The sequence below is a fragment of the Plantactinospora sp. B5E13 genome (genome assembly GCF_039871775.1).
Lineage (GTDB): Bacteria > Actinomycetota > Actinomycetes > Mycobacteriales > Micromonosporaceae > Plantactinospora.
Genome location: NZ_JBDPLT010000032.1, coordinates 1 through 13,903, shown reverse-complemented (window position 1 = coordinate 13,903; position 13,903 = coordinate 1). Strand labels below are relative to the sequence as shown.

General features: G+C 66.9%; 5 protein-coding genes. 4 read left to right on the top strand and 1 reads right to left on the bottom strand.

Features of this window, described 5'->3' with window-relative positions:
- Positions 1 to 29: 29 nt before the first annotated feature.
- A complete protein-coding gene (locus ABGB05_RS24690) occupies positions 30 to 2,219 on the bottom strand; it encodes a BTAD domain-containing putative transcriptional regulator (RefSeq protein WP_347655890.1) in 2,190 nt (729 codons plus the stop codon).
- Between the two features lie 334 nt (positions 2,220 to 2,553).
- Here ABGB05_RS24690 and ABGB05_RS24685 point away from each other — a divergent pair, with 334 nt between their 5' ends.
- From ABGB05_RS24685 to ABGB05_RS24670, 4 genes are all read left to right on the top strand, one after another.
- The gene (locus ABGB05_RS24685; RefSeq protein WP_347655889.1) at positions 2,554 to 5,859 is read left to right on the top strand and encodes a DNRLRE domain-containing protein; all 3,306 of its coding nucleotides are present in this window, start codon (positions 2,554 to 2,556) and stop codon (positions 5,857 to 5,859) included.
- The gene (locus ABGB05_RS24680; protein WP_347655888.1) at positions 5,860 to 12,549 is read left to right on the top strand and encodes an RHS repeat-associated core domain-containing protein; all 6,690 of its coding nucleotides are present in this window, start codon (positions 5,860 to 5,862) and stop codon (positions 12,547 to 12,549) included. It begins immediately after the preceding gene.
- Positions 12,550 to 12,647: 98 nt separating this feature from the next.
- Positions 12,648 to 13,085, top strand: coding sequence for a hypothetical protein (locus tag ABGB05_RS24675; RefSeq protein WP_347655886.1), 438 nt, complete (start codon positions 12,648 to 12,650; stop codon positions 13,083 to 13,085).
- A gap of 259 nt (positions 13,086 to 13,344) precedes the next feature.
- A complete protein-coding gene (locus ABGB05_RS24670) occupies positions 13,345 to 13,785 on the top strand; it encodes an RICIN domain-containing protein (protein ID WP_347655885.1) in 441 nt (146 codons plus the stop codon).
- Positions 13,786 to 13,903 lie beyond the last annotated feature (118 nt).

Here is a 13,903-nt window from a genome sequence, read left to right as displayed (position 1 = left end):
AGGTGACTGACAAGGCGAAGGAGTGTCCGTCAGTCCGGTAAGGGCTCCTCCAGGAGGACGTGTCGTGCGGACAGCGCGTTGCGGCGTACCGTCACCGGTGCCCGGCGGCGTTTGGGCGGGGTCGTGACCGGCTGGCGTTCGGTCAGACGTCCGTGCCAGCCAAGGTACGGGTGAAGCGTTCTACGGAGTGCGGCGGCCAGAGCGGCTGTCGCACTCCGGCCCTCGTGCGCCGTAGCCACCGCGACCAGGTTCGTCCTTTCCTTGTCCAGCCATCCGAGGGCCTCGACCATCGTGGCGAAGCTCCTCCCGCCGGCGGCCCGGTCGGCGTCCAGCGGTGGCGGCGCCTCCGGCCAGAGCACGGCGACGGCTGCTCCCGCCGATGCCAGGTAGTAGCGCAGCGCACGTTGAAGAGCCGAGTCCAGGTCTTTGGCGTCCGGAGTCCCCTGACAGAGCTCCCTTGCATAGGTTCGGAGAAGGTCGGGCAACCGGTAGCGGTTGACGGTCGGCGTTTCGGCGAGCCCGAGGTCGACCAGGAACTCCAGGTCGGCACGGACTTCGGAGGCGGGCCGGTCGAGCATCGCGGCTATGGCAGCGAGGTCGGGTTGCGGCACGTTGAGCAGCCCGAGTAGGCGGAAGACCCGGGCCGCCCCGCCAGCCTGCTCCTGCTTCAGGATGCCGTAGTGGGCGGCGAAGGCGGCACGCAGGTCGAGATCCGCCACGGTCAGCGCGTCGAGCCGTTGCCGTTCGTCGTCGAGCAGGTCCGCGAGGTCAGAGGGATCCCAGCCGGGGCGACCCACGAGCTTCGCGCCGGCGATGGCGAGCGGTAGCCGAGCGCAACCGTCGACGAGCCGGGCCATGCCGTCGGGGTCGGCGGCGGCCCGTTCGACGCCGATGGCGGTGGCGACCAACCGGATCGCTTCGTCCGGCTCGAGGACGTCGAGGTGTACGTACCGGGCAGCCGGAAGGGCGGCCAGGCTCCTCCGGGTGGTGGCGATGACGACAGATTGCGCGCTTCCCGGCAGGTACGGACGCAGTTGGGTGGCGTCCTCGGCATCGTCGAGGACGATGAGGACGCGTCGGCGGGCGAGCAGTGAGCGATAGGTGGCAGCCACCTCCTCGACGCTGTCCGACGCCGGCACCGACCCGCCGAGTGCCCGTAGGAAGTGAGTCAGTGTCGCCAGGTGGTCGACCGGTGTCGACGGCTCCGCCCGTCGTAGACTGGTGTAGAGCTGCCCGTCCGGAAACCGGTCCGACAGCATGTGCGCGATGTGGACCGCCAGGGCCGACTTACCCACCCCGCCGGTGCCCGTGATCACCGTGGCGGCTGGGCGGGTATCCGGCGATGACGTCAACTCACGTAGCACCAGTTCCACCTGGCGTCCGCGGCCCACGAAGGCGGGCACGTCGGCGGGAAGTTGCCGAGGCGCTTCGACCGACGTGCCGATGGTCCACCGAGTGACCCGGCGAGGTGGACGTTGGTCGGATGGAATGGCAGTTACCAGCGCGGGATCCCGATTCAGGATGGCGCGATGCAGCCGGTTCAGCTCCGGCCCGGGGTCAACCCCCAGTTCGTGACGTAGCTGCTCACGGACGTTCTGATACGCGTTCAGGGCGCCGACGGTGTCTCCGCAGCGATACAGCGCGGTCATCAGCGCGGCGTGTGCCGGCTCATGGAGGGGGCGCTCGGCGATGATCTGTCGGAGCAGGACGGCTGCCTCTTCGGCCAGACCGAGACCGAGGCAAACCTCGACGCCGTGCTCCAACAAGGTCTGCCGTTCCTCTTCGAGTTGTCGGGCATGCCGACCCAGCAGCGGCCCATGGCCGACATCGCACATCGCCCGGCCGCGCCAGGTTCCGAGCGCCTGCCTGAATGTCGTCAGCGCCGCCTCGGCGTCGCCGCTCGCCCGGGCCGCCTGACCGTCGGCGACCAGCGCACGGAAGACGTCGACGTCCCGCGCCTGGGTAGCCAGTTCGACGAGATAGCCGGCGCGGGTCGCTCGGACCACACGGACGCCGGGGGCGTCCAGTTGCTTGCGTAGCCCCGCCACGTACGTCCGGACGTTCGCCTTGGCCGAGCCGGGTGGCTGTGCTCCCCAGACTTCTTCGATGAGGTGGTCGATGCTGACCGGCCGGTTGGCCTCGGCGACCAGGCAGGCGAGAAGCGTACGTGGCTTGAGCGCGTTTACGGTGACCGGCCGCCCGCCGGGTTGGATGAGCATGGGACCGAGTAGGCCGTACTGCATCGCTACATCACCACCTCTCGATGCTTCCAAATGATCGACATCGTATAGCGCCTCTTCGGCATCGGCTTTCCCTGGTGATCAAAACATTGCAAGGCGTGACGGATCGCCTCGCTGTGCCTCTGCTAGGGGGTACGCATGAAAGCTGGCCGCTCGTTGTATCTCCGATATGCCTGCACTGTGCGTCCTGCTGTGCGCACAATCCGTACCTTGTCTGGAAGCCAGTAACAGGCCGGTCGCGACTACCGGGTCGGCTGATCGACCCGGTGGAGAGCGCCCTAGCCGCTGGTCGTGCCGAACGGGGAGGCAGGGCATGTTGAGGATTCGACGTCCGTTCACCACACCCCCGAAGCGGGGGAAGCATCTCGGTCGCCGTGGAAGAACACCATGGCTGCTGGGGGCGATGCTGCTCTGCGCGGCCCTGCTCGCCAACACCGCCGAGCCCGGCACCCGGACCGCACTCAACTCGCCGTCCAGGCCGGCGGCCGACCGCGTACACCGTGCTGAATCAGCACCGGACCAGCGATGGGGTTCGGCCGATCTGGAAGACCACATTGTCGAGGGTCCTGCCAACCGGACCGTCCCACAGTCACTACGGGGGCGTTACCCACTGACCAAGCCGTCGGCTCCTCCGGCCATCCGTCAGAACCGGGCCGAGGTGGTCACGCCGCCGGTCGCCGCTGTCCGTGGTTTCGACGAGGAGACCAGCCGGGAGCTCACGCACCGGCGCGATGCCCACCAACGCGCCTACACGAATGCGGACGGCACGGAGACGACGGAGATCTCCTCGACGCCGCTGCACTATCAACAATCGGACGGCACCTGGGCCGACATCGACCTGACGCTGGTCCCGGGCGGATCCGGATGGCGGTCCCGGGCCGACTCGGTCGACCTGAGGATCGCCCACCGGGCGGATGCGCCGGAACTGGTGCGGTTGGCCCTCGACGAGCAGCACGTCATCGCGTACGGACTCGCAGAGGCTCTGGCGGTTTCCGGCACGGCCCATGGCGAGACGGCGACGTATCCCGGGGTGCGGCCGGGGGTCGACCTGGAGTTGCGGGCCCAGGCGGGCGGGGTGAAGGAGACGCTCGTACTGCACTCGGCCGACGCGCCGCACCGGTTCCTGTTCCCGATGCGACTGACCGGACTCACCGCCGTGCTTGACCGCGACCGGATCGTGCTGCGTGACGGTGCCGGGGTCCAGCGGGCAGTGATTCCGGCCGGATACATGATGGATGCGAAGGGCGTGGTCTCCACCAGCGTCGCCTACCGGCTGGTTCCGGACGCGACCGGAACGGCGATCGAGCTGACCGCTGACCCTGCCTGGCTGCGTGATCCAGCACGGGCGTTCCCGGTCCGGGTCGACCCGTCGGTGGCCAACGGCGCCGCCGACGAGACGATGGTGGTGCAGGGCAACGGGTCACGCATCGACCGGGACGAGCTGTTGGTCGGCCGGCCGGGTAGCGGCGGCGCCGCCGCGTCGTACCTGAAATTCGACGGTCTGGCGGACCGGTTGCGCAACCACACCATTTTTGGCGCCCAGTTGCAGGTGGTGAACTTCGATTCGGCCTCGTGCAGCCCGCGTCGGGTGACCGTCCACCCGGTGACCGGATCCTGGACAGCCGGCTCCGGGTACTCCTATCCCGGTCCCGCCGTCGGTCCGGCGCTGACCAGCCAGTCCTTCGCGTACGGCTACGTCGGAATCGGCCAGGCCGCGTCGTCCTGCCCGATCAGGGGAACGCTGTTCGACCTGGGTACCAAGGGTCGTGACCTGATCCAGGGGTGGGCTGACGGTGACCCCAACCACGGGCTGTCGCTGCGCGCCTCGGACAGCGACAGCGTGGCATGGAAAAAGTTCGCCGGCACCGGCACCGCCAACCCGCCCCGGTTGTACGTCACGCACACGCCGTACAACGCCAGCTACACCATTCCCAAGCCGGTTCCTGAGCCTCCGGTCCTGCAGAACCAGGCCGGCAAGGTCAAGATCACGGTTACCAACCTCAGTGCCGAATCCTGGACGCCGGGCGCCTACTACCTCGCCTACCGGGCCTACCGGGTCTCCGACGGCACGGCGATGGGGCAGCGGCGGGCGGCCGATCTGACCACCACCGTGGCCCGCAAGGGACGGGTGACCTTCGACGCCACCATCCAGCCCCTGCCGCCGGGCCGGTACTTCCTCGACTTCACCATGGTACGGACCGGCGGACCGGTCTTCACCGACCAGCAGATCCCGCCGGGCCGGATTGTCCTGGAGGTCTTCGACATCCCGCCGGTGCTGGACGAACTCCAGCCGCCGAACGGTTACGCCACCCCCACCCTGACTCCGCAACTCTGGGCTCGGGCGACCGACATCGACGCGCCTCCGGGATCCACCCTGCGGTTCAACTTCGAATACTGCGAACGTGACGCCGCAGGAGCCCGGGTCAACTGTGCCAGTTCCGGCTACCAGACGGGTCAGGCGTGGACGGTACCGGCCGGCCGACTCGTCTGGAGCAAGACCTACGAGTGGCGGGCCGGCATCAGGGACGCCGGCAACGAGGTGTTCTCCGACTGGCAGACGATGCTGTCGGCGGTGCCGCAGCCGGAGATCACCTCCCGGATCGCCAACGCACCGTACGGCAGCCAGGAGCGTGACTTCGATCCACAGGTCGGTAACCTCACCACCGGAGCCGTCGACGCGGCCGTCTCCAACATCGGGCCTCCGCTGCGGGTGGTGCGTACCTACAACAGCCTGGATCCCCGACGTGACCTGTTGTTCGGTGCGGGCTGGATGACCCAGTTCGACATGCGGTTGTTGCCCGACGACGACGGCTCCGGAAACGTCGTCATCACCTACCCGGACGGGCAGCAGGTCCGGTTCGGCCGTAACCCGGACGGCAGTTTCGCCGCGCCGATGGGACGTACCGCCCAACTCAGCGTGACGAACGGGCTCTACAAGCTACTCGACCGGGCCGGAACCAGCTACGAGTTCACCGGCTCGGGCCGGCTCCACAAAATCAGCGACGCCTGGTTCAGGTCGATCCAGCTCAGCCACGACCCGAACAACGGCAGGTTGGTGAAGGCACAGGTGATGCCCGTCCCCGGGGCCACCTACGGTCGGTCGCTCACCTTCACCTGGACCGGCAACCACATCTCCAGCGTCTCCACCGACCCGGTCGGCGGCCGGCGTCTGACCTGGACGTACACCTACACCGGCGACCTCCTCACCCGGGTCTGCGCGCCCGACCCGGCAATCTGCACGAGCTACACCTACGCCGCAGGCTCCCACTACCGCAGCGCGGTGACGGACAGCGGGCCCGACTCGTACTGGCGGTTGGGCGAGGCCGAGGGCGGGACCGCCGGCAGTGAGGTCGCCACCAACCTCGGCAAGGACGCCGGCATCATCCGCAACGTCATCCTCGGCGTTCCGGGTGCCCTGGCCGGCACCAGCAACACCGCGGCCACCTTCAACGGCACCAGCTCCCAGATCGAATTGACCAAGGGGACCCTGAAGAAGAACCGCGACGCGACCATTGAACTGTGGGTTAAGATCTCGCCGAACCAGACCGGCGGGCCGCTGCTCGGATACCAGGACAAGGCGCTCGGCGAAACCGCGACCAACGGTCAGCCGTTGCTCTAGGTGGGGCTCGACGGGCGGTTACGCGGGCAGTTTGCCGGCGGCACGGTCAGCCCGATCACCAGTACCCGGGACATCCGGGACAACCAGTGGCACCATGTTGTCCTGTCCGCCATGGGCAACACCCAGACGCTCTATGTCGACGGCGAGTTGGCCGGCACCCGGACCGCCTCGATCGAGCACAGCACGCTCACCTTCAACCAGATCGGCGCGGGGTACGCGACCATTCCGGCATCCTGGCCACAGTGGGGAAGTTCGGCCCGACGCTTCTTTTCCGGCAGCATCGACGAGGTCGCCACGTACGCCCACCCGCTCGGGCCGTCGGCGGTAAAGGCGCACTTCGCCCAGGCGGCAGCGGCCGACCAGCTCACCAGGGTCACGCTGCCCAGCGGCAAGAACTCGTCCGAGGCGGTCTACGACACCGAACGGGACCGGATCAAGGAATTCACCGACGGCAACGGGGGCACCTGGAAGATCGGCGCCCCGGCGGTCTACGGCGGGAACAACGACCTCCGTCGGAGTGTGCAGGTGCTCGACCCGGCCAACCGTCCCTACCTCTACGAGTACGACGCCCTGGCCGGCCGGGTACTTCGCACCGGGACTCCGGTCGGAGTCGACACCCGCGAGGAGGATCGGCCGGACTACCGGTCGCCGTCGCCCACCCCGAGTCCGTCACCGACCGAGGTCTGTACCTCGCCCGACCCGAGCGACCCGGGTTTCTGCACCGTCATTCCCGGTGATTCCGGTGGGCCGATCTTCGAGGAGCACGAACTGACCGGTCTGGTCATCCGCTCGTTCGGCTACAACGACAAGGGATATCAGAGCGAGATCACCAACGAGAGCGGCGATAAGGTCCAGCTCACCTTCGACGACCGGGGAAACGTCACCTCACGCCGGACGTGTCGCACCGCCACCGAATGCCACACCTCCTACACCTCGTACCCCACAACGGTGACGAATCCATTCGATCCCCGTAACGACCTGCCGACCGAGACCCGCGACGCCCGGTCCAGCAGCGCGACCGACAACCGCTACCGGACCACCTACCAGTACACCTCCAACGGAGACGTACTACGGGAAACCGGCCCGGACGGCTTCCTCCTCGCGCACACCTACACCGACGGCAGCGGCGGCTCAGTCGGCCATCCGGACCCGACTCCACCCGGTCTGGTCCGCACCACCACCGACACCCGTGATGCGACGACGCGGTACCAGTACAACCGGCAGGGCGACTTGGCTGTGCTGATCACCCCGTCCGGTATGCGGGTCGAGTACACCTACGACGAACTCGGACGGCAGATCGCGGAGAAGGAGATCTCCGACACCTATCCGGCCGGCGTTGTCACCACCACCAGCTACGACGACCTGAACCGGCCGGTCACCAGCACCGGCCCGGTCACCACGGACGAGGTGAACGGCACCCGCCACCAACTGGTGACCACCACGACGTACGACGTAGATGGCAACGTGACCCGCGTGGAGAGCCGGGACGTGCTCAGCGACGCCCCGGCGCGGGTCACCACCACCGAGTACGACGAATTCAACCGGCCGGTACGTACCGTGGACCCGGAAGGCAACGAAGAGTCCCAGGGCTACGACCAGTTTGGCAACCGGACCTTTGTCATCGACGCCAACGGCAACCACTACGAGTACGCGTACACCGCGCGAAACGCGTTGGCGGAGGTCCGGCTGCGGGACTGGAACGGCGACCCTGAGCAGAGTGGGGCTCCACCGGACGGTGGCGACTACGTCGTGCTCAACTCGTACGCCTTCGACTATGCCGGCCGGATGGTGCTGCAGGTCGACTCGATGGGTCGGCGGCAGGAGTACACCTACTACAAGGACGATCTGCTCCACAAGATCGTGCTGAAGGGCTTCCGCAACCCGGACGGCAGCACCCGCGACTACGTGATGGAGGAGAACGCCTACGACGCGGCGGGCAACCTGACCCGGAAGGTCACCGGCAACGGGCTGTCGGTCACCGAGCACAGCGTGAACGCGATGGGGCGGATCACCAGTACCGTGCTCGACCCGGGCGGGCTGGCCCGGCGGATCAGCTACACCTATGACAGCGGCGGCAACGTGCTCCGCACCTCGTACTCGGGAATGCCGAGCAACGTGCCGTGGCCGACCAGCACGACCGGCAACGTGGTGGAGAACGTCTACGACGCGTCCGGCCGACGCACCCAGGAGAAGGTCGTCTCCGACAACGGGGCGCTGGTCACCTCGTACACCTTTGACCAGCGTGGTCTGCCGACCACCGTCACGTCCCCACGGGGCAACGTGGCCGGGGCCGACCGGACCGCGTACACCACGACGCTGCGGCACGACGAACTCGGCCGGCAGATCTCCGCCCGGGCCCCACCGGTCACGGCGGAGAGCAACGGCGGACCGGCCGCCGTCGTCCACCCGACCGTCTCCACCGGCTACGACGCCTTCGGACAGGTGGTGGCGACCCGGGACGCGCTCGGCAACGTCCGACGCAGCACCTACGACCGACTGGGGCGGGTGGTCAGCGCCAGCCAACCGATCTACGCCCCGCCCGGGATGCCCGTCCTCCCGACCGCGCCCACCACCACGACCAGCTATGACGCGCTCGGGAACCCGACCGAGATCGTCGATCCCCGAGGCAACGTCACCCGCCTCGGCTACGACCGGCTGAACCGGGTGATCACCCGGGATCAGCCGGGTTCGACCAACGAGCAACGGGCGGTCTGGCGCTACACGTACACCCGGACCGGAGAGGTGCTCTCGACGACCAGCCCGACCGGCGCCCGGACCGAGACCACCTACGACGACCTCGACCGGCCGGTCACCACCACCCAGATCGAGCGGTACCCGGTGCCCGACAGCTTCACCACCCGGTACCGCTACGACGACGTTGGTAACCTGGTCGAGACCGTGTCACCGGCCGGGGTCCGGACCACCGCCGCCTACAACACCGCCGGTGAGGTCGTCTCCAACACCAGCGCCGCCGGCGTGACCACCCAACTCGGCTACGATCTGCACGGCAACCAGGTGCGGGTGACCGACGGGCTGGGCCGGACAACCCGGACCGAGTTCGACGGCTTCGGCCGGGTCGCCCAGGAGTCGGACCTGGACGCCGCCGGCACCGTCCTCCGCTCTGAGAAGTTCGAGTACGACGCGGACGGCAACGTCACCGCCCAAATCAATGCCCTGCAGAAGCGGGCGACCTTCGAGTACGACGCGCACAACCGACTCGTCCGCCAAACCGAGCCGGTATCCGCCACGAAGAACATCGTCACCTCGTTCGGCTACGACGCGGCGGGTAACCGGACCCGGTACACCGACGGACGCAACAACGATGTCATCTACACCGTCAACTCACTGGGCCTGCCCGAGTCGGTGATCGAGCCCCCGACCGCGGGTCATCCGGATGCCGCCGATCGCACCTGGACGGTCGGGTACGACCGGGCCGGCAATCCGGAGCGTCTCGTCGCGCCCGGCGGCGTCGTCAGGATCAGGGCGTACGACGCGGCGGGCCGGCTGACCACGGAAACCGGCAGCGGTGCGGCCGCCGCCACCCGCGGCATCGGCTACGACCTGGCGGGCCGGGTCGTCTCGGTGAACGCCCCCGGCGGAACCAACACCTACGACTACAACGACCGGGGCGGGCTGCTCGGCGCTGTCGGGCCGGCAGGAGACGCGAGCTACACCTACAACCGGGACGGGCAGCTCGTCGCCAGGACCGACGCCTCCGGGACCGCCACGTTCGGGTATGTCAGGGGGCGGCTCGCGACACTGCAGGAGGACACGGGTGGGGTCACCCAGACCCTCGGCTACGACGCCGCCGGGCTGCCGACCACCGTCGACTACGGCTTCGGTCGGGTGCGGACGTACAGCTACGACAATCTCGGCCGGGTCAGTTCGGACGTGCTGCGCAACGCCTCCGGTGACGAGGTTGCCAAGATTTCCTACCAGTACGACGCCGACGACCGGTTGACGGTCAAGGAAACGACCGGCACGGCCCAACCGGGCCGGAACAGCTATGGCTACGACGACGCCGCCCGGCTCGTCTCCTGGACGTCGCCGACCGGCACCGTCGGCTACGAGTGGGACGATTCCGGCAACCGGATCGTGGCGGGCGACAAAACCTCCAGCTACGACGCCCGCAACCGGTTGCTCTCGGACGGCGACTACACCTACCAGTACACGGCGCGTGGCACGCTGGCCAGCCGGACCAGTTCGGGACTGGTCGAGGAGTACTCCTTCGACGCGTTCGACCGGCTGGTCGGCCAGGACGAGGAGACCTACCAGTACGACGGCCTGGACCGTGTCGGGATTCGTAACGGCACCAGCTTCAGCTACGCCGGTTTGAGCCCGGAGGTGGTCGCGGACGGCGCCGAGCGCTACAGCCGGGGTCCCAACGGGGAGCTGTTGGCCGTCGCCGAGGAGGCAGACTCCCGGGTCGCGCTCACGGACGAACACGGTGACCTGGTCGGCGCGTTCGACGGGGCAGACGGCACGATGGCCGCGCTCGCCGGGTCGACCGCCTACGACCCGTTCGGTGAGCGGATCGGAGTCAGCGGGGAACAGTCCAACCTGGGCTACCAGGGCGACTGGACCGACCCGGAAACCGATCAGGTCAACATGGGTGCCCGCTGGTACTCACCCGGCACCGGTTCCTTCATCTCTCGCGACTCGGTCACCTACGCCCAGGGCGCGTCGATCCTGGCCAACCGCTACACGTACGGCGCCGGCAATCCGCTGGCCAACACCGACCCGGACGGGCACTGGGCGTGCGGCTGGTGCGCGCGGGCGGCGAAGGCTGTTGGCGGCGCGGTCAGCAGCGCGGTCAGCAGCGGCTACCGAGCCGTCGTCAGCGCCGGCGGATACGTCAACCAGTACGCCCGGGCGGCCTGGTCGGGTCTGAAGCGGGGCATCACCATCGGCTTCGACATGGCGAAGAGAGGGCTGCGGGCGCTCGCCGACGGAATGAAGGCGGTCGGCAGAGGCTTGAACAGCCTCTACAACAAGTATGCGAAGCCTTACGTCGACCGGGGCAAGCAGTGGTTGGCGCAGAAGGCCGCAGCGGTGCAACAGCGGGCGGTGCAGATCCGTGCGGTGGCGCGCCAGGCGATCAAGTATGCGGTAAAACACACCCCGGTCGGCAAGATCGCGGCAGCGGCGAGGCCGTTGATCGCCGGCCTCGGCAAGATCGTCGTCACCGCGGTCACCCAGCCGGCCGCGCTGGTCTCCGCCATGCAGAACGTCGTGGCGGACAGCGCCAAGGCAGCGGCAGACCTCTACAACCAGGCGATCGCGGCCCGGGACGCGGTGATCGGTGGCCTGACCACCGCGTTGGACGCGGCCGGGAACTGGGTCGTCGAGCACAAGGCCGCGATCGCCGGAGCGGTGGCGGGTGCGGTCGTCGGCGTGGGGTGCGGGGTGGCGGTCGGGTGGACCGGGGTCGGCGCGGTCGGCTGCGCGGCGGCGGCTGGTGCGGTCGGATCGCTGGTCAACGACCTCGTCGAGGGCGGCAAGGGCTGGCAGGAGATGACCGCCAACGCGCTGATGGGCGCCGCATTCGGCGCGGTCACCGGCCCACTGTCCACCGTGGCCGGATCCGCGGTGGGCGCGGGCGTGCGGGCCGTGATCGGCGGAGCCGGCCGGTCGGCGTTCTCGGCGGCGGGCACTGCCGCGATGTCGACCGCGAAGGGCTTTACCAACCTCCGTCCTGGCGGCCTGGTCGGCCGGGCTCTAGACAGGCGGGCGCCGGTCCGGATGGGCGGCGGATGTACCGGGTCCGGAGTGTCGAACAGCTTTGTTCCGGGCACCGCCGTTCTGATGGCCGACGGTGGCCGTAAGCCGATCGAGGACGTCCGGGTCGGTGACGTGGTGTTGGCGACCGACCCGACGACCGGCGAGACGGGGCCCAGGAAGGTCACCGACCTGATCGTCGGCCAGGGCGAGAAGGAAATCGTCGAGGTCACCATCGACGTGGATGGTGACACCGGAGACCACACCGCTTCGGTCCAGGCCACCGCCGGCCATCCGTTCTGGGTACCGGATTCCGGCACCTGGCTCGACGCCTCGGAGCTGCATGCCGGTTCGCTTCTGCGTACGTCGGCTGGTACCTACGTACAGGTCACAGCGGTCAAGCGATGGACTGCGCAGGACCAGCGCGTCCACAACCTCACCGTCGATGGCCTGCACACGTACTATGTGGTTGCCGGCAGCATTCCGGTCCTGGTCCACAATTCAGATGTCGGTGCCAGATTTGTTTGTCCGACAAATGGTCGGATAACCGATTTGGCGCCTGAGCGAGGGACTCGCGGGGGAACAGGTGAACTCGAATTCGAACCGCCGTTGTTTCGTAGTAGCCCGGCCGGTGGATGGGATCTTGAGGATCAACTCGTTGAGGCGCAGGGTATGGTGTCCGAGGCGGTGCACGCGGCTACTGGTGTGGCGAAGACGAAGACCTGGGTCGGTGCCGTGAATCTCCGTACCGGAGAGATTGCGGTCAGCTGCTCTGGTCGTGGTAACTGTGCTGAGCCAAATGTATTGATCGGAACGGACTGGGACCATGTGGATGTGATCTTCACCAAGGCTTTGAAATGGCAGAACTTCAGAGATGGCGTAGGGCGCGCGGTGCAGGAAAAGGAAGTTTGCTCGGTCTGTCAGGGTCTATTTGGTGAAGGCAACTTCGTCTCAGGGGTATTTTGGGGTTGAGGGGGTCGCTGATGTCTTCGAATAAGTTGTTTTCTGCGGAGCTGGACAGGTATGACTGGAGTCGGTTTCGGTGTGGCTGTCGAGGCACGGCAGAACATGTGCCCGCGTTGTTTCGATCGCTGATCGATGTCGAGGATCCTTCGGATGTCTATGGCGTGACCTTAGATGGACATCTGGAGGTGGATGGAAATCTGTTCGAGGTTGCTGTTCCGGCAATCGGAGTAATCCTCGCGGCAATGACTGGAGACTTGTTGCCGTCTTCCCGGCTGGAGCTTCTGGAGGCATTGTGGCGTGTGTTGGCTGGAGAATCGCATTCTACTGAAAGGTCCATCGGGCGTGGGCGATTGGGGGATGAGTGCCGGCATAAGGCGCGTGAAGGTATTTGGGTGATTCTGCAGGAGGGTTTTGGCAAGCATGGTGAAATCGTGGGTGAGATCCTGGAGTTGATCGATCTTGATGATGCGCGACTCGCTTACTATGCTGAGATCCTAAAGGCTTCCCGTAAAAGGACTAGGCGCTCACGTTCGACCGATTAGGTTTCCCGGTTGGCTGGCGGTGGCTTCCTGGGGCGCGCTTTTTGTTGATTGACTTCCTGGATTACCCAATCTCGGAAGAGGTCTGTCGTTCCGTGGACGTTGGCGGCTGGTCGGATGCGTGTGACTAGGGTCAAGCAGATTGTCGAGGTGTAGCTACCCTCCAAAGTTGTACGACAATGATTGGAGAAAGGTGTATCCAACTTGGGTTCGGCCTGGCCTGCGGCCGAAAGCTTCACGTGCTGCTGGCCTAGTTCTTGTGGTGTTGGCGGCGTTGCTCAGTGTGCCGGCCGCGCCTGCCTCGGCGGCGATCACCCCGGCGGCCGGGGTACACATCCAGGTATCGCACACCAATCTGTGTATGAACGTCCAGGGTGGCGGTACGGCCAACAGCGCGAAGATCGTCCAGTATCCGTGCAGCGCCACAAATACGAACGACGACTGGAAGGCCGTTTCGCAGGGCGACGGCACCTATCACATCGTCGCCATTCACAGCAACAAGTGTCTGAACGTCCAGGGTGCCTCGACGGAAGTCGACATCAACATCATCCAGTACACCTGCGATGCCACCAACAAGCACGACAACTTCCGGTTCCGGCCGGTGCCCGGGTCGCACACCTTCCAGATCGTTGCCGAACACAGCGGCAAGTGCCTGCACGTCTCCCGGAACTCGCTCGAGACGAGTGCTCCTGTCGTCCAATGAGGTGATCTCAGCAAGGATCCGGGGGCGGTTCGGGATGACACGGGCGTACCGTCCATAGCGGACAGCTTTTGATAAGGACGTGGAGCCATCGGTAGACAGGTTCTTGCGACGGAATCGG

Bases quoted from the DNA above. Each gene is read 5' to 3' on its own strand.
- ABGB05_RS24690 (WP_347655890.1), bottom strand. From the start codon at position 2,219: ATGCTCATCCAACCCGGCGGGCGGCCGGTCACCGTAAACGCGCTCAAG.
- ABGB05_RS24685 (WP_347655889.1), top strand. From the start codon at position 2,554: ATGTTGAGGATTCGACGTCCGTTCACCACACCCCCGAAGCGGGGGAAG.